The organism is Paenibacillus sp. FSL R7-0179, from assembly GCF_038002265.1.
Lineage (GTDB): Bacteria > Bacillota > Bacilli > Paenibacillales > Paenibacillaceae > Paenibacillus_AQ.
Window position 1 is genome coordinate 1,176,560 of sequence record NZ_JBBOCC010000002.1, and the last position, 17,208, is coordinate 1,193,767.

A 17,208-nucleotide genomic window follows, 5' to 3' on the forward strand; every position below is an offset into this window, starting at 1 on the left:
TATAAATCACAGGAGATATATAACCCATTGGGATACTATTAAAACAAAATTGGGATAATTTATATTTAAATATTTTTTGCAGCAGGGTATATGGGGGAGGCGATGGGAAGGATTGAAAGAATGATAAGCGCTTTGCGGTCACAGGCTGTTTTAACAAGAGTGTATTTGTTTAAGCCGTTTACGCTTTCCTGACCAGCTCTTGGAGCTGGTCATTAATGTTATCCCTGCATAATCCTCCGTGATAACAAATAACCGATTTAATGTCGAAGTCTAAAAATTTTTCTAGGGAACGGAAGGCTGTGTTCATATCCGGTGTGGAATGCGGGTGCGGTCCCCCCAAGATGCCCTCCACACTGAACATTGCATCACCAACAACAAGGGCTTTGCTTTGTTTCAAATAGAGACTAATATGTCCAGGCGTATGCCCAGGTGTGAAGATAACTTGAATTCCCCCGCAATACGGAAGCTCTTGTCTATCAGCCAAGGTGCTGTCAACTTTGGCCTTTGGAGAGTTCTCTAATAAGTAGGCCACTATTTTCAAACGTTCGTCTTCCGGTAGGGATTTTAATTGCCAGGCCATACTATCGAGATTTGCCTTCATAAGGGGCAATTGGCCTTCAATATATGGTTTATCCATCTCATGAGCGTATACTTTAATATCTCCATCAGATTCCTGCAGGATTTCAGGAAGACTGCCGATGTGGTCAATATCTTGATGAGTTAAAACGATTGCTTTCAACTTGTCCATGGAGACTCCACACTCGTTCATGGCTGCACGTATTTGCTCGAATTGACCGGGTGTGCCAGTATCAATTAAGACAGCAGCTTCATCGTCCCAAATCAGGGTAGGATTCAATTCTTGACGATTTCCGAATACCTCAACCTGCAATTCCAACATTTCTACTCCGTTCGAAATTTTCATCATTTCTTCTCTCCTATTATATGAATGAGCATTTTGCATAATTCATTTTCAAGAAAAAAAAGAAGGTTATATCTCAAGCTGAATTGAGATTTTGAGTGAAAAAGATGAAAATGGACAGACGGGCAGAATTTTCAGAGGATTGAAATTTTAAGCGGCGTTTGTGCCTCGTTGTCTCGAGATAGCTAGCGCAGAAGCAAGCAAAATAATGGCATTCAAATATTGGTGAGTCGTGACTTTCTGAATGCCCCAAACATGTAATTGGTCTGCGGTTAGGTAGGTCTTCATTCGAGAATTGCATCGTTCTACACTTGTTCGCTTGTTGTAGAGTTCTTTCCAATTTCGGCTTTCTCGGTGTGGTAACGCATAGCGACGTAAATCGTCTCTGCTACTGACCTTAACGACCATTCCGTAATTGGAAGACGAACAGGCCGTCATACCTAAAGGACAATCCACTTTCCCCGTAGCGTGTGGACAACGAAACTTCAAACGTTCCTTTTCCTGTCCCCAATACGTCATTGGAAACCCCATCGAACAGCATGGCGTCCCTTTGCTTGTCATCCCTGCAGGAGGTTCCTTTTCGTTTCGCGGGTTCATTGGAATAATGGCCTGGGCCTTGACGCTGCGAGCCATTTCGTAGTTTTTCATTTGGTCATATCCTGCATCCAGCATGAAAAAACGAGGCTTGAATCGTTCGGCGGTTCGCTTCATGAGTGTAGGTCCCTCATCGCCATCATTTACATGAGCAGGTGTAACCTTTAGGGCAATCGGAAGTTCACTCTCCGTATCGACGGCCAGGTGCAGCTTATAGCCAAACCACTTGACTTTGTTGCCAAACGTATCGAGTTTAACTCCCCAATTGGCATTGCCGGTGAGTTCGCTTTTTCGCTTGGGTTCTTTTTTCTCGTAGGCGTGAATGGCTGCGCTGTCGATGGCGACATGCGTGCCGCCTAGGATTCCGGCTTCCTGACACTGAGCAACAAGATCCTCAAACAACTGCTGGGCAAGGTTTTTGCATGTCAGTTCGGCAAAAACCCGACTTAACGTAGAAATCGAAGGGGCGGGAATGTCCAGCCGAAGTCCACATTGGTAACGGAAACGAAGGTCAAATTCCAGTCTGCGTGCTAGGCCGGTGAACGTATCGATGTTTTCTAAGGGAGCCGCGAGTAATGCGCGAAGAATGCCTTGACGGCAGTGCCCGTCCGCTCCTCGGGGTGAAGGATTTCTTAATTGTCTCGCATACGGCCGTAGATCCAGTGCACTGAAAAAGAGGGGCAGTCGTTCTTTCGATTCAATTTTTTGAAGCTCCTCAAAGGAAAATAGACTTTCTTGGAGAATATACAAAGGGGGCTTCCTCCTCTTGAGTGTTTTGGTGTCGTTACCAAAAAACTTCTCCAAGTTGGGGTGAAGTCCTTTTTCATGCTCGAAAAACCTTTGTGTAATAAGGGCTTAGATTAATGCAAAATGCTCGAATTAGTACTCTTTACTATATAAACGAAATGGAGTCATCTAAAGATACGGGGGCGCTGAGTATTCGCAGCCATTCATGTTATAATTCACTTACACGTAATCCGTTAGGAAGCGAAGGAGGCAGAACCAAGTGTCGAATCCGGATGAGCAAAAGCAGCATTCGTATCAGGATTGGTTGTCATGGGACGGGGGATGGGAATTAATTAACGGCAAAGCCTATAATATGTCGCCAGCGCCTACAGCCTTTCACCAGTATGTTGTAGGGGAGCTATATTTCGCACTGCGTACACACCTGGAGAATAAGAGCTGTCATGTGTTTGTCGCTCCATTCGATGTGTTCTTCAGCGAGGATGATTCTGCTTCAATGCCCGATCATGTAACACAACCCGATCTGTCTGTGGTCTGCTCCAAGAATCAGATTTCCAAGAACGGCTGCCACGGCGCACCAACCCTTATAATCGAAGTGTTATCGCCGTCAACAGCCCTCAAGGACTTCAATGAGAAGTTCAATCTGTACCAGAAGTATGGCGTCCAGGAATACTGGATTGTCGATCCCGGCAACCGCACGGTTCATGTGTATGCGCTGCAGGATGGCCTATATCAGGTGAGGGACTTATATTCAGAGCAGGATAGCGTGCGGTCGAATGTGTTTAAGGATTTTCAGCTGCCGCTGGGCAAACTGTTTGACCTCCAAATCTAATACCACAAGTAGAAACGGCTTCGCCGTCCTCTTAAAGGATGGTACCGTTTCAGCGAGAAATAGAAGGATAAGTTATCATGTGCAACGCATAAATTCTTATATTTTCAAACAAGCCGCAGTGTAATTGCCTATAGCAACTACACTGCGGCTTATTGTACGAACCCGTATATTCCTTTACATAAACCGCCGCTGCACCTTTTTACCGTCATAGGTGAACAAGGCGTTTTTGTCTTCCACGACAGTCTGGAGATGCACGGTGCGGCCCCAGAGGGCGTAGATATGCGGGAGCGTGCGCTCCAGGTATTTCAGATCCAGCTCGACGCTCTCATAGCGGTGGGCAATCAAGAGTTCGCCGTTCCGCTCATAATCGGCATCCTGGATGACGAGGTACGGGGAGCCGCCGTTCACCCGGGCCAGCACCAGCTGGTCGCGTACATTTTCCCACGTTTTATCGGTAATTTTCCACTCCGGGCCTTTTTTCTCGAACACATAGAGGTCCAGGTCGTTCACCAGCTCCTTCGACAGATAACTGCGGATGAAGGAGATGTCGGAATCCAGCTCGCGTACCTCGAACATCCGGTCCCGGTCCCAGCGGCGCTCGATATCCTCGAAAATCTTCAGCCCCAGGTAGTACGGATTCAGGCTTTGGCGGGAGGGCTGGACCACCGATGAATTCAGCTTGGCGTATTCGACAGTCTCTTCGGCAGTCAGGTCCAGCTCGCGCATAATCCGCTGATGCCAGTAGGAGGCCCAGCCTTCGTTCATGATCTTCGTCTCCATCTGCGGCCAGAAATAGAGCATCTCGTCACGGAGCATCGTCATGATGTCGCGCTGCCAGTCCTCTAGAGCGGTGGAGTATTGCTGGATGAACCAGACGATATCTTTCTCCGGCTCCGGGGGAAAAGCACGCTTACCAGCAGTCTCCGGCTCCTGCGGCACAGCATCGGTTTTTTCCAAATCCCACAGCTCGCTGTAGGCACTAGGCGGTGCTGAATTGTCGGTTGCGGCGTCCTTGCGCTCTTTCATCTTGGCTTCGAGCAGATGGGTCTTGCCCAGCTTGCGCGGCTGAATCAGGCTGGGATCGATATGCTCCTGGATCGCCAGCACGGAATCGATGAAGCTCTCTACGGTGTCTGTACCATAAGTGACGGAATAATCATTGATGCGGTCGGCGGTGGCGGACATGCTCTCGACCATATCCCGGTTGGACATGGAGAAGCGCATATTGTTCTTGAAGAAGTCGCAGTGCGCCAGCACATGCGCAACAATCAGCTTGTTCTGCACCAGAGAGTTGCCGTCCAGCAGGAAGGCGTAGCACGGATTAGAGTTGATGACCAGCTCATAAATTTTGCTCAGGCCGAAATCGTATTGAGCCTTCATTTTATGAAAAGTCTTGCCAAAGCTCCAGTGCCCGAACCGGGTAGGCATCCCGTACGCACCGAAGGTATAAATAATATCCGCCGGACATATCTCATAACGCATCGGATAAAAATCGAGCCCAAACCCGGAAGCAATCTCCGTGATCTCGGCAATCGACCGCTCCAGCGCTTTAATCTCATCATCACCGGGCATGCATCCATCTCTCCTTCCAGCTTGTGAACCGTTCTTCCTATGTATATGGGGGGAGGGGAGGGAGTATGATGGGGCAGCGTGCTAGATGAGGGGATAGAAGTATTATTGTACAAAAAAAGCCTAACCACAGCGGATATGCTGAGAGGTAGGCTATTCTTCATTCGGATTTATCATTAAGGATGCTAATGGAACGTTTAAAAACATTGGTTGGATCTACTTTGAACTTGCCCATGCGGGCAAGAGCTACCCGCGCATATGTGGACCATAGAACATTATAGCCATCATTGTTCATTCTGGACCTCTTTCAGTAATCGGGCAAATTCCTCTTCGCTGTTGCTGTATGTTGAAATCCCATTCTCTCGGTCATGCTTGGCCTTACGAAGCTGTGAAAGAACATCCTCATCTTTAAAAATGACAGAAGTCATTCTTTTCTTCTGTTCGGCGGTAAATGCAGGTTCATCTTTCCTCTGTAACATAACATTAAATCCGAAATTATCCTCGATCAATTGCACCAGATCTTTAAGTTCAACATAAGGTTTGCCCTGAAAGCTTTGCTCCAATTGCTCCCTTGAAATGGACATTTCATTCACCGCCTTTTTGTTATTATATCATTTTATATAATCTAATTCTTTAAGGAGTTGGAAAATGTTATTATATACATAGGAAATTTTCCCCATGCATCAACTTACATTTTTAAGATAAATTCTCCAGGGGTGAAGATATGACAAATAGCAATTTCACTTTCTTGTCGAACCATTGGAATATTCTGTCTAATCTGGCCGAAATGGCTGAACGGAATATGTATACCGATCCCAATACATCCTTAATGAAGCTTCGTATGTTTGGAGAGACGATGACGAAGTTCATCTGTGCTCTTGAAGAGATGAGACAGGCTGAGGGGCTTAATCAGATTGATCGTTTGAACTTTCTGAGCCGTGAAGATTTGCTTACGGAAGAGCTGCTGGATATGCTGCACGCCATCCGTAAACAAGGCAACAAAGCTGCACATCAGGGCAATTATGGTACAACCGAAGAGGCCAAGGCGCTTGTGCATTTTGCATTTCGTCTCGCCGTCTGGTTTATGCAGGTCTACGGTGAATGGGACTTTACAGCGCCAGAGTATGTGGAACCAGTAGAAGCAGATGACACTGTTTACAATGAAGAACAGCTTCAGCAGTTGTCTGCTTCCTACGACTCCAAAGTCCAGCAACTGGAGCAGGAGCTCCTGCGGCTGACCGAGCTTCAGGATTCCAAGACCCAGGAAGAGAAACAGAAACGTCATTCGAAGGCCAGAAAGCTCGGCAGTGCCCTCCAACTGACTGAAGCTGAGACTAGAATGATCATCGATGAGAAGCTGCGGCAGGCAGGCTGGGAAGCAGATACATTACAATTGCGTTTTAGCGCAGGGACCCGTCCTGAAAAAGGGAGATACCTGGCTATAGCAGAATGGCCTTTGAAAAATGGTTTTGCGGATTATGCTCTTTTCTATGGAATGGAGTTCATTGGTATTATTGAAGCTAAGAGACAAAGCAAAGATGTCCAGGCCGACATTGAACAGGCGAAGAAGTATGCCTCCTATGTGATTAAGCATGGTGAAGAAATCATTCATGGACCATGGAGTAATTATCAGGTGCCGTTCTTGTTTTCAACAAATGGGCGACCCTATTTGAAACAGCTTGAACATAAATCTGGAATCTGGTTTCTGGATGCACGCAAGCCTACGAATCATGCCAGAGTGCTGCAAACCTGGTACTCACCAGAAGGTCTAAAGGCTCTTTTTCAGCAGGACATCGATCAGGCGACGAAGGATCTGCGTGATGAATCATTGGATTATCTGCATCTGCGTGAGTATCAAGAGAATGCGATTTTGTCTGTGGAACATGCGATAGAAGCGGGACAGCGCAGAATTCTGGTAGCCATGGCGACAGGCACAGGCAAGACGAGAATGGCCATCGGCTTAATTTACCGTCTGATCAAACATAATCGTTTCAAAAGAATACTGTTTCTCGTGGACCGTTCAGCATTAGGCCGTCAGGCCGAGGCGGCGTTTAAGGATTCCAAGCTGGAGAGCTATCACTCGTTCACTGAGATTTTTGAGCTTCAGACGCTGGACGACAAGAAACCTAATGTGGAGACGAAGGTACAGATTGCTACCGTTCAGGGTATGGTGAAGCGGCTTTTTTATAGCGAAGATGATAAAGGCATTCCTTCTGTAGATCAGTATGATTGCATCATCGTGGATGAAGCCCACCGTGGTTATACGCTCGATAAGGAAATGACAGAGATCGAACTGGAGTTTAGGGATCATGCCGACTATGTGAGCAAGTACCGGAAGGTACTGGATTATTTTGATGCGGTGCGAATCGGGCTAACGGCTACTCCAGCGCTCCATACGGTTGAGATTTTTGACAAAGCGATCTTTAACTACTCCTACCGTGAGGCTGTAATTGACGGTTATCTTATCGACCATGAACCACCCATCCAGTTTGAAACAGAACTGAAGAAGAATGGCATCAAGTGGCAGATTGGTGAGGAAGTATCTGTGTATAATGTGGACCTGGGAACCATTGAGAAGGAAATGCTGGAAGATGAGGTTAACCTTGAAGTAACCCAGTTCAATAAGATGGTGATTACGGAGAGTTTCAATCGTGTGGTGCTGGAGGCACTCACTGAATATATCGATCCTGAAGCGGATGGTAAGACTTTGATTTTTGCGGCAACGGATGATCATGCAGATATGGTGGTTCGGATCTTCAAGCAAGAATTGGAGAAGGTCTACGGCCCAGTAGATGATGGAGCGATTCTAAAAATTACAGGTTCGATCAAAGATCCACTGCATGCCATTAAGCTCTTCAAAAATGAACGGCGGCCGAATATCGTGGTCACTGTCGATTTGCTTACAACGGGCATTGACATCCCGAGTATCTCCCATGTAGTTTTCCTAAGGCGTGTCCGCTCCCGTATTCTGTATGAACAAATGCTGGGACGGGCCACCCGCCGTTGTGATGAGATTGATAAGGATCATTTTACAATCTATGATGCTGTAGGAATCTATGAGTCACTCAAGCCCTATACAGATATGAAGCCCGTTGTCACGAGACCTCATGTCAGACTGGATCTACTGGTCGATGAGCTGAAGCAGATGAAGAGTGAACACCACATTAAGTCACATCAGGAAGAGATTGTGGCCAAAATGCAGCGCAAGAAACAACGCTGGACGTCTCAGGATCATGAGGATTTCCAAGCTTTATCTGAAGGGCAGACTATTAATGAGTTCATTGATGAGGTAAAGAAAGCAAGTGCAGAGCAGGTTAGCGGAGCTTTATTAAGCAAACCACAATTGCTTCAGTTCATTGAGGAGAATAGAGGGAGGCATAACCGCCAATTCATCTCGGAGCATGAGGATAAATTGATAGAAGTAACACGCGGTTATGGGACAGCCAACAAACCTGAGGACTATTTGGAAGGATTCAACGGGTTTATCCGTGAAAACCTGAATCTGATTCCGGCACTCAACATCATCTGCACCCGCCCGAATGATCTGACCCGTGAAGAATTGCGGAAGCTTCGGGTGGCGCTGGATCAGAAAGGCTTTACCGAGAAAAACCTGCAAACCGCCTGGCGTGATGTGAAGCAGCAGGACGTCGCCGCAGACATCATCAGCTTTATCCGCCAGCAGGCGTTAGGTGACCCGCTCCTCAGCCATGAAGAACGGATCGAGAATGCCATGAAGAAGATCTATGAGATGCGGGTATGGCCGAAGGTACAGAAGGATTGGCTGAAGCGGATTGAGAAGCAATTGCTGCAAGAATCTGTGTTGGACCCGCATCCTGAGAAGGCGTTCGATGTGGAACCTTTCCGCAGTAAGGGCGGTTATAAGCAGTTGAATAAAATTTTTGATGGGCAATTGGACGAGATTGTTGCTACAATAAACGTTGCGCTATATCCAACCAGACAGAAGGAGCAAGCTTAAACTATGAGAAATCAGGAAATTGTACAAAAGCTATGGAACCTGTGTAATGTACTGCGTGATGATGGCATCACGTATCACCAATATGTTACGGAACTGACGTATCTGCTGTTTCTTAAAATGATGAAGGAAACAAATAATGAAAGCATCATACCTGAACAATATCGCTGGGATTCGCTTCAGGAGCGGCATGGGCTGGAATTAACCAACCATTACCGCCAACTGCTGCTTGATCTTGGTAAAGACGGTCACGAGATCATCAAGCAGATTTATATGAATGCCAGCTCCAACATCGATGAACCGAAGAATCTGGAGAAAATCGTGCGCTCCATTGATCTGCTCGACTGGTATTCCGCTAAGGAAGAAGGGCTTGGGGATCTTTATGAAGGACTGCTCGAGAAGAATGCGAGTGAAACCAAATCGGGTGCGGGGCAGTATTTTACGCCGCGTCCTTTGATTGATGTCATCGTGAAGCTGGTCGATCCACAGCCAGGAGAACGTTGTAATGACCCTGCCGCCGGTACATTTGGATTTATGATTGCAGCAGATAGCTATATTCGGAGTAAGACGGATGAGTATTTTGAGTTGAGTCAGAAAGAAGCGGAGTTTCAGAGACATGAAGCTTTCACTGGTGTAGAGCTGGTTAAGGATACCCATCGTCTGGCGATGATGAATGCAATGCTTCATGATCTCCATGGTGATATTTTGCTAGGTGATACCCTTTCCGACCTTGGAAAAGGATTGAAGAATTACGATGTGATTATGACGAATCCACCGTTTGGAATAAAACAAGGCGGAGAAGGACTTACCCGTGACGACTTAACCTTTATGACTTCCAATAAACAGTTGAACTTTTTACAGCATATCTATAGAGCGTTAAAAACAAACGGAAAAGCCCGTGCAGCAGTGGTTCTCCCTGAAAACGTATTGTTTGAAGGCGGAGTCGGTGCAAAAATTCGTGCAGACTTGATGGACAAGTGTAATCTGCACACCATCCTACGTCTGCCTACGGGGATTTTTTATGCACAAGGGGTTAAGACTAATGTTCTGTTCTTCAGCCGTGAGAAGACAGATAAAGACAGTACAAAGGACGTATGGGTATATGACCTGCGGACGAATATGCCAAGCTTCGGGAAGCGAGCACCGCTGACGACAGCGCATTTTGATGCGTTTGTGGAGGCTTACTCGGCTGAAGATCGCAGCAGTGTACAGGACGAGAGATTTAATGTATTCACTCGTGAGGATATCCGCAAGAAGGATGACAGTTTGGACATTGGACTAATTGCGGATGAGTCGCTATCCGCCTACGATAACCTGCCTGATCCGATCGATTCGGCGGAACTGGCAATTGCCAAGCTGGATGAGGCAATGACCTTGCTACTTGAGGTTGTGGCGGAGCTTAAGGCGGTTGAAAATAAGCCGGAGTATGCTGCTGAAGAGCGTCAAGAGCTGCTTCAGGTCGCGGAAGCGCGTGGAGAGTATAACGTATGAGTAAGATTAAAGGGAAGACGGCAGAGGAGTTGCTTCAAGAGGCATTGGTGCCTGAAGAGGAGCAACGGTACAAGGTACCCTCCAATTGGAGATGGGTGAGATTAGGTAGTGTTTGTGAAGTAGTTGGTGGTGGTACACCGAAGTCAAGTCTTTCAGAGTATTTCGAAGATGGCGACATACCTTGGGTCACACCAGCAGACTTGTCTGGCTATACAGAGATGTTTATTGGAAGAGGGAAAAGAAATATAACTGAATTAGGCTTAAAGAACAGTTCAGCTAGGCTAATGCCTGAAGGTACAGTTTTATTATCTTCCCGAGCTCCTATAGGTTATGTAGCTATCGCAAGTAATGAAATTAGTACAAATCAAGGATTTAAAAGCTTTTTACCCAGTAAATATGTTGATTCAAAATACCTCTATTGGTATCTGAAATTGTCAACAAATTATATCGATTCATTAGCAAGTGGAACTACTTTTAGAGAGATATCTGGATCTAAATGTAAAGAAATTCAAATTCCTCTTGCACCTATTGATGAACAAAGAAGAATTGCTGACAAAGTCGAGATATTGTTGAATAAAACCAATCAAGCCAAACAACTAATCGAAGAAGCCAAAGAATCATTTGAACTTCGTCGAGCGGCAATTTTGGATAAGGCTTTTCGTGGAGAATTGACTGCTAAATGGCGGGAAGAAAAAGGGTTAGGGTTTGCTTGGGAAGAATTCGAAATTCGAAATTTAGTTAGTGAATTAAATCAAGGGTGGAGTCCAAAATGTGAGAGCTATCCCTCATTAGAGATAGAAAAGTGGGGGGTTATAAAGACAACAGCGATTCAACATATGGACTTTAATGAGGATGAGAATAAGCAACTTCCAGATCATTTACAACCAAGAGAGCAACATGAGCTAAAGACAGGTGATCTTCTAATAACTCGTGCAGGACCTCGTGTCCGAGTTGGAGTTTGTTGCTTAGTAAAGCAAGTGAGACCTAAACTTTTACTTTGTGATAAAGCTTATCGCTTCCGTGCAAACCTTGAACGAGTTATACCAGATTATCTAGTTCTGGCATTGAACTCTCCAATGATATTAAAAGAAATAAACAGTATGAAAACAGGTATCTCTGATAGCGGTGTTAATTTAACCCAAGACAAATTCTTGTCAATTAAACTTGTAGTCCCAGCCATTGCTGAACAAAAGGAAATTATTCGTCAGGTGGATAAACTTTTCTCAATGGAACAGAAAACACAGGAACTACTTTATTTAACTGAAGGTATTGATTCTGTAAAGGAATCGATTCTTAATTCTGCATTCTGTGGTGAGCTTGGAACAAATGAATTAACTGATGACAGTGCTAAATCCTATTGATAGATTGTTTACAGGAATAAATCCAAGCATAGAAAAAAAGATTAGGTGTTTCCAAACCTAATCTTTTTCTTTTGAGGAATACATAACAAGATCTTCTAAATCCAGTATAATATTAGCTTTCATCAGCATATCTAACCCAAGGAGCCCGTTGATTGCAAGCTTTTCGTGAAGTGAACCAACATCCAGCTTATAATTCTCAATATGAAAGCTGCCTAATTGAATTGAGTCAAAAGTTTTGCGGAAGCAGCTTTCTTCCCCGCCAATGCCAAACGCAGTAATGAGTTCATCTCCAGTTTCAAAGAAAACACCAATATCTGCTACAGCATCAGCGGATAGCAAGGTATGAGATGCGCCTGTATCAATTACAAGTTTATCAATATTCAGAGTTTGTCCTTTATAAATCAAAGTTAACGACGTTTGAAGCAATCCATCGACATATTCAATTTTCATGCTGCACGACTCCCCGTAAGCCACGAAGCGTTCGAATTTCAACCTTCAACTCCTCGTTTCCAGTGTGAGACACAATCACGCCGTCCTTAGATCGCAGCAATTCCTTGGTCGCTTCTTGAGGGTCCTGAATAGCACGAATCAGTGCGACTTCATCAACATACTTAATGTTTCCTTGGGTATGTGATGCAAGGATTTGCAACTTGACGTATTGATCAGGATAAATCTTACGAACCTCTTCCCATTGCACGGCTGGCACCTCCAGTTAGGTTTGTCCTTATATTGTAGCAGAATATGATCCATAAAAAAGCTCTCCAAAACGATCCTGCATCGTTCATGGAGAACTTTTTTGCATAAGCATCTTGGTGATGCTAGCCCAGCTTAAATATCCCTCATTCCGCTTCCGTATAAAACAGTTTAAGGAGAATATTCTGCGGATAGTTTCCGAAGTGCTCCCCGAAGATGGTAAGGCCGCCTTTGTTAGTAGAATTCCCGTCAATCCCAATCCTCAGCTTGATGAAGGGGGACTCTTCGATCTTTAGCTCAGCGAGGGAGACCGATGATATTTTTTGACCGTCTATTCCAGTATCCTTTTTGGTGACTCTTAAATGCTTCAACAGGCCGTACTGGCTGAGCTCGTTATTCCACCAGGCCGGTGTTATTTTCCCGCGCACATCTGAGAAGTTCCCCGGTGCCGTCCAGGTGCCTAAGAATACATCGTTGATATAAAAAGCAATATCGCTCGGCCAATTATTGTTGGATTCAGGAAACTCTGAAGAGAGCTCCAAGGATAACTCTAATAATTCTGCAGTGAAATTGTGGTTGAACTCATTCGGAATGATATATTCAACGAAGCCCTCCGCAAACCAAAGTAAGGAAGCCTCGATCCGGTCATTGGAGACGAAGGTCCGTTGATCATCCAGCTTGCCGATAATTTTAGCCTGGCTGGCTAATCCGCAGGTAGGGGTGACGGAAAAATTAGAATAGTACCCCAGCTTGATTTCATTCGTAATGACTTTAAAAGGAAGATGGAGCTTTTGCGGGAAGTTGAGGGCAATATGATCGACAGCAACAATGAAATTCTTCTTTCGGCTGTCGGTAGCCTCCAGATTGTCCTGGAGCTTGATGATCTTGGCGTCCTCCAGTAACCGGATATGGCGTGACACGATCGCTTTGCTTAAGTTTAGTTTTACGGCGAGCTCACTGACCGTAAGCGGTGTATGTAACAATAGTCTGAGAATCGAAGCTCTGGTGTCAGATGCCAGTGCTTTCAGAACAGTAATACCATGATCGTCGAGTTCTAAGAACATATGAACCTCCGGTTGTTAACTTTTTGGTTTACAATAAACAATCTGGTTATGCGTTAATTTTATTTAGTATACCACAAAGTTGAAAATCAGGAATAACGCTGATATATGCTTGAAAGAACGCTTTCATCATGATAGTATTTGCTTGCCCGCGAGGAAGATTTACTAACTAAATCACAAAAAGTTAACTTTTATTGTTGTGGACTACTAAGATGGGAGCTGAAGCTGGATGACACACAGGATGGAATATCCGCGTCCGCAGTTCGTCAGAGACGCATGGCTTAATTTGAATGGAACCTGGCAATTTGAATTTGATGACAGGAATGAGGGAGCCGCGCAGCGGTGGTTTGATCCGGGTGAGAGCTTCAGTCAGACCATTCAAGTCCCCTTTGCTTTTCAGACCCCTGCCAGTGGAATACATGATACCACGTTTCATGACTATGTCTGGTATAAGCGCAACTTCACGCTTGATCCGGACTGGTACCAGAAGCGTGTGATACTCCATTTTGGAGCGGTAGATTACAGAGCTTGGGTGTATGTGAACGGTCAATATATCGGGATGCATGAGGGCGGACACACTTCATTTTCTTTTGACATTACCCATGCCTTGACCGGACAGGAGGAGCAGGTAACGGTTCATGTGGAGGACCCTTCAACAGACGAGACGATCCCGCGGGGCAAACAGTTCTGGATAGAGCAGCCGGAAAGCATCTGGTATACCCGCACGAGCGGGATTTGGCAGACCGTGTGGCTGGAGGCGGTAAACCCAGTGCATATTCAGCAGGTGAAATTTACGCCGGATTTGGATCAAGGGAGTATTGGCATAGAAGTGAAGTCTGAGGGACACGGATCAGAAGAATTAGATTTGGATATCCGTATTTCTTTTGGTGGAGAGCTTGTGATTCAGGACCGGGTACGATTGTTACAGCCTATAACAAGCAGAATAGTAGATCTGTTTGGTCTGAAAATATTCCGTACAAACTTTCATCGGGCAGGCTGGACTTGGAGTCCAGAAACGCCTAATTTGTTTGATGTGGAAATGAAGCTGTACGATCACGGGGTTGAGGCGGACTCTATAGAGTCGTATTTCGGCATGCGGAAGGTTCATACAGAGAATGGTATGGTCTATCTGAATAACAAACCTTATTACCAGAAGCTTGTACTCGACCAGGGGTATTGGCAGGAAGGACTGCTCACAGCGCCAACGGATGACCACCTGAAGAAGGATATTGAATTAGCCAAAGAGCTAGGGTTCAACGGTTGCCGTAAGCATCAGAAGGTCGAGGACCCGCGGTTTTTATACTGGGCTGACCGGATAGGGTTCCTTGTGTGGGGAGAATGCGCGGCGAACGCCTCTTTCAATAATGATGCTGTAGCCCGGTTAACCAAAGAATGGATTGAGATTATCGACCGTGACTTCAATCATCCCTCTATTGTGGCCTGGGTTCCGCTTAACGAGAGCTGGGGCATTCCGATGGTGAAATCGGATAAGCAGCAGCAATATCACAGCGTAGCCATGTATAGTCTGATTCATTCATTGGATAATACCCGGTTAGTCATATCGAATGATGGCTGGGAAATGACGTTGACGGACATTTGTGCAGTACACAATTACCAGCACGGCAGGGCAGATGAGCCCGATAAGTATGAAGAGTTCAAGCGCATTCTTTCCACAAAAGATACCATGCTTGCTTCCAAACCATCGGCCCGCAGTGTATATGCAGACGGTTACGAGCATCGGGGCGAGCCGATCTTGTTAACTGAATTCGGTGGTATCAGCTATAAGGCTGGCGCTGACGATGGCTGGGGATATACCAGTGCACAATCTGCAGACGATCTTGTTCAGGAATACGGAAGAATCATGAAGGCTGTATACGCGTCCAAAATTATTTATGGCTATTGTTATACACAGTTAACGGATGTGGAGCAGGAGATTAACGGCCTGGTAGCCTATGACCGGACACCCAAATGCGATCTGGCGTTAATTAAAGAAATTAACGAACAGTGGCATCTGCGGACCATTTAATCGGAACTTATGAAATGATAAGGAGCTGATGAATTTATGACAAATGAAATATTGCTCGACAAAATCGGGCTGGTCGTAGACAGGCTTATGAACCTGGGCGGCAGCGACTATGAAAAGGATAAAACCGTGGTACAGGCCGAGACCAGAGTAGGGATTGTGCAACGGGATTTCGGCATTGAAGAATGGGATTGGCCGCAGGGCGTAGGTCTTTATGGTCTTTACAAGCTGCAAAAGCATTATGGCGATACGCGTTATCTGGAATTTTTCCGGAATTGGGTTTCCCGTAACCTGGAGGCGGGCCTGCCTTCCAAAAACATTAATACAACCGCTCCTTATCTGCCTCTGGTGCTGCTCCTGGAGCAGCTTGAGCCTTCCGGCGAACTGGAGGAGCTATGCCGGGAGCATGCGGATTGGCTCATCCATGAGCTGCCCAAGACCAAAGAAGGCGGCTTCCAGCATACGGTCACTGCGATTGGCAACCGGGATGGCATTCACCTGCACAATGGACAGCTATGGATTGATACACTCTTTATGGCGGTGCTGTTTCTGAACCAGGCGGGGCGCAAGTTCAACCGGCCGGAGTGGGGGCATGAAGCTGAACACCAGATTCTGCTGCATATCAAGTATTTGTTCGACAAGCATACCGGCTTGTTCTTCCACGGCTGGAGCTTCGAACGCAATGATAATTTCGGCAGTATCTTCTGGTGCCGCGGCAATTCCTGGTTCACATATGGGATCGCCGATTATCTGGAAGCCTGCCAGGATTCGATTAGCCCGGGGGTCCGGCGGTTTCTGATAGATACGTATACTGCTCAGGTTAATGCCCTGGTATCCCTCCAGGCAGCTTCCGGTCTGTGGCATACCGTCCTGCAGGACCCAACCAGCTATGAAGAGGTATCCGGGTCGGCCGCAATTGCCGCAGGGATGATCAAAGGCATCAAGGCGGGTATTCTGGATGCCTCCTATCAGGCTGCGGCAGACAAAGCCATTCAGGCGGTATGTCAGAATATTAGCGCAGATGGAACAGTGCTGAATGTATCGGCCGGAACCGGTATGGGAATGGATAAGGAGCATTACAAGAACATTGCCCTCAGACCTATGGCCTACGGCCAGTCCTTGGCTCTTATTGCTTTATATGAAGCGTTAAACTAAACAGCAGAAAGCCTAATCCTTGAGCGTTTACGCCAGAGGATCAGGCTTTTTTTCACAATAAATATGTTAAGATTACATTAATTAATACTTGGATATCGACGAACGGGAGGGATAAGTAATGACCGATGTTACAGCGATTCGGGACCTGTTCCATATTACAGAACCGTGCGGATTTGATAATGAATCATTAACACCGTGGGTGGAACGTTACGGGCATATTCCGCAGGTGCTGCGGGCGTATTATACGGAGCTTGGGGCCCACTCTGCACTCAACGCGACTCAGGATTTTCTGGTTCAGCCTCAGAATTTTCCGCGTTATATGGAAGAAGACTACTGCATCTTTTATACCGAAAATCAGGAAGCCTGCGTATGGGGAATCCGTGCAGCGGATATGAAGCTCGATAATCCTCCCGTCTATGTGCGCAGCGGAGAGGAATGGGAGCGCCTGCGTTCGTCTGTTAAGGAATTTTTGCTGGCTATGGCCCATTTGCAGGCAGTGCTGGCGATGGAGTACAGCAGCGAAGAATATTGGGACATCGATGAGGCTGCTGCGGAGCGGATTGAGCAGAACTTTCCATCCCGCCAAGCGGATTCGGATTTGTACACGGGCGTACGCTTTTTTGGCCGGCCGGGTGAATTGATTGTGATTATGAACAACAACGGGAGCCATCTGCTAATGTTCGCGGCCGAAGACGAGGAACGCCTTGATGAGTTATACAATCTCTTTGAGCAGTGGACGGACGAATAATCCCCCGTCCCCCCAGCAAAAGCCCCGTATACGCCAAACAAGGGC

14 protein-coding genes are annotated in these 17,208 nt (G+C 46.2%); 7 read left to right on the top strand and 7 right to left on the bottom strand.

The genetic code is table 11. From position 1 onward, the window contains the following. Positions 1-178: 178 nt before the first annotated feature. Together MKX63_RS21600 and MKX63_RS21605 are read right to left on the bottom strand one after the other, a co-directional pair. The gene (locus MKX63_RS21600) at positions 179-922 is read right to left on the bottom strand and encodes an MBL fold metallo-hydrolase (RefSeq protein ID WP_341023184.1); all 744 of its coding nucleotides are present in this window, start codon (positions 920-922) and stop codon (positions 179-181) included. A 147-nt stretch (positions 923-1,069) separates the two neighbouring features. After that, positions 1,070-2,263, bottom strand: coding sequence for a transposase (locus MKX63_RS21605; protein WP_341014490.1), 1,194 nt, complete (start codon positions 2,261-2,263; stop codon positions 1,070-1,072). A gap of 256 nt (positions 2,264-2,519) precedes the next feature. Between MKX63_RS21605 and MKX63_RS21610 the strand changes: the two genes are divergently transcribed. Further along, complete coding sequence (locus tag MKX63_RS21610) at positions 2,520-3,089, top strand: Uma2 family endonuclease (RefSeq protein ID WP_341019946.1); 570 nt, start codon at positions 2,520-2,522, stop codon at positions 3,087-3,089. A 174-nt stretch (positions 3,090-3,263) separates the two neighbouring features. On the opposite strand, the gene MKX63_RS21615 is transcribed toward MKX63_RS21610, so the two are convergent. Together MKX63_RS21615 and MKX63_RS21620 are read right to left on the bottom strand one after the other, a co-directional pair. Then, positions 3,264-4,661 (bottom strand): SpoVR family protein, encoded by a 1,398-nt coding sequence (locus MKX63_RS21615; protein WP_341019948.1) that lies wholly within the window; start codon positions 4,659-4,661, stop codon positions 3,264-3,266. A 281-nt stretch (positions 4,662-4,942) separates the two neighbouring features. Then, the gene (locus MKX63_RS21620; protein ID WP_341019950.1) at positions 4,943-5,242 is read right to left on the bottom strand and encodes a hypothetical protein; all 300 of its coding nucleotides are present in this window, start codon (positions 5,240-5,242) and stop codon (positions 4,943-4,945) included. A 140-nt stretch (positions 5,243-5,382) separates the two neighbouring features. Between MKX63_RS21620 and hsdR the strand changes: the two genes are divergently transcribed. From hsdR to MKX63_RS21635, 3 genes are read left to right on the top strand one after another with little or no spacing between them, the layout of a single operon-like run. Then, positions 5,383-8,634 carry a type I restriction-modification system endonuclease gene (gene hsdR, locus MKX63_RS21625; protein ID WP_341019952.1) on the top strand — a complete coding sequence of 1,084 codons (3,252 nt, stop codon included), beginning with the start codon at positions 5,383-5,385 and terminating at the stop codon, positions 8,632-8,634. A 3-nt stretch (positions 8,635-8,637) separates the two neighbouring features. Continuing rightward, a complete protein-coding gene (locus MKX63_RS21630; RefSeq protein ID WP_341019954.1) occupies positions 8,638-10,122 on the top strand; it encodes a class I SAM-dependent DNA methyltransferase in 1,485 nt (494 codons plus the stop codon). After that, entirely contained in the window at positions 10,119-11,483 is a 1,365-nt protein-coding gene (locus MKX63_RS21635) for a restriction endonuclease subunit S (RefSeq protein ID WP_341019956.1), read from the top strand. The genes MKX63_RS21630 and MKX63_RS21635 overlap by 4 nt, the downstream gene beginning before the upstream one ends. 57 nt (positions 11,484-11,540) lie before the next feature. On the opposite strand, the gene MKX63_RS21640 is transcribed toward MKX63_RS21635, so the two are convergent. From MKX63_RS21640 to MKX63_RS21650, 3 genes are all read right to left on the bottom strand, one after another. Then, positions 11,541-11,933 carry a retropepsin-like aspartic protease gene (locus MKX63_RS21640; protein ID WP_341019958.1) on the bottom strand — a complete coding sequence of 131 codons (393 nt, stop codon included), beginning with the start codon at positions 11,931-11,933 and terminating at the stop codon, positions 11,541-11,543. Next, positions 11,923-12,180, bottom strand: a complete 258-nt coding sequence (locus MKX63_RS21645; RefSeq protein ID WP_341019960.1) for a hypothetical protein — start codon at positions 12,178-12,180, stop codon at positions 11,923-11,925. The genes MKX63_RS21640 and MKX63_RS21645 overlap by 11 nt, the downstream gene beginning before the upstream one ends. A gap of 142 nt (positions 12,181-12,322) precedes the next feature. Further along, positions 12,323-13,240: an ArsR/SmtB family transcription factor gene (locus MKX63_RS21650; RefSeq protein ID WP_341019961.1), complete on the bottom strand. Its 918-nt coding sequence runs from the start codon at positions 13,238-13,240 to the stop codon at positions 12,323-12,325. 226 nt (positions 13,241-13,466) lie between these two features. Between MKX63_RS21650 and MKX63_RS21655 the strand changes: the two genes are divergently transcribed. From MKX63_RS21655 to MKX63_RS21665, 3 genes are all read left to right on the top strand, one after another. After that, the gene (locus tag MKX63_RS21655; protein WP_341019962.1) at positions 13,467-15,263 is read left to right on the top strand and encodes a glycoside hydrolase family 2 protein; all 1,797 of its coding nucleotides are present in this window, start codon (positions 13,467-13,469) and stop codon (positions 15,261-15,263) included. A gap of 36 nt (positions 15,264-15,299) precedes the next feature. Then, positions 15,300-16,415 (top strand): glycoside hydrolase family 88/105 protein, encoded by a 1,116-nt coding sequence (locus MKX63_RS21660; RefSeq protein WP_341019963.1) that lies wholly within the window; start codon positions 15,300-15,302, stop codon positions 16,413-16,415. Positions 16,416-16,533: 118 nt separating this feature from the next. Further along, positions 16,534-17,163, top strand: a complete 630-nt coding sequence (locus MKX63_RS21665) for a hypothetical protein (RefSeq protein ID WP_341019965.1) — start codon at positions 16,534-16,536, stop codon at positions 17,161-17,163. Positions 17,164-17,208 lie beyond the last annotated feature (45 nt).

Coding starts and splice junctions, on each gene's coding strand:
- MKX63_RS21600 (WP_341023184.1), bottom strand. CDS start 922: ATGAAAATTTCGAACGGAGTAGAAATGTTGGAATTGCAGGTTGAGGTA.
- MKX63_RS21615 (WP_341019948.1), bottom strand. CDS start 4,661: ATGCCCGGTGATGATGAGATTAAAGCGCTGGAGCGGTCGATTGCCGAG.
- MKX63_RS21620 (WP_341019950.1), bottom strand. CDS start 5,242: ATGTCCATTTCAAGGGAGCAATTGGAGCAAAGCTTTCAGGGCAAACCT.
- hsdR (WP_341019952.1), top strand. CDS start 5,383: ATGACAAATAGCAATTTCACTTTCTTGTCGAACCATTGGAATATTCTG.
- MKX63_RS21630 (WP_341019954.1), top strand. CDS start 8,638: ATGAGAAATCAGGAAATTGTACAAAAGCTATGGAACCTGTGTAATGTA.
- MKX63_RS21635 (WP_341019956.1), top strand. CDS start 10,119: ATGAGTAAGATTAAAGGGAAGACGGCAGAGGAGTTGCTTCAAGAGGCA.
- MKX63_RS21640 (WP_341019958.1), bottom strand. CDS start 11,933: ATGAAAATTGAATATGTCGATGGATTGCTTCAAACGTCGTTAACTTTG.
- MKX63_RS21650 (WP_341019961.1), bottom strand. CDS start 13,240: ATGTTCTTAGAACTCGACGATCATGGTATTACTGTTCTGAAAGCACTG.
- MKX63_RS21655 (WP_341019962.1), top strand. CDS start 13,467: ATGACACACAGGATGGAATATCCGCGTCCGCAGTTCGTCAGAGACGCA.
- MKX63_RS21660 (WP_341019963.1), top strand. CDS start 15,300: ATGACAAATGAAATATTGCTCGACAAAATCGGGCTGGTCGTAGACAGG.
- MKX63_RS21665 (WP_341019965.1), top strand. CDS start 16,534: ATGACCGATGTTACAGCGATTCGGGACCTGTTCCATATTACAGAACCG.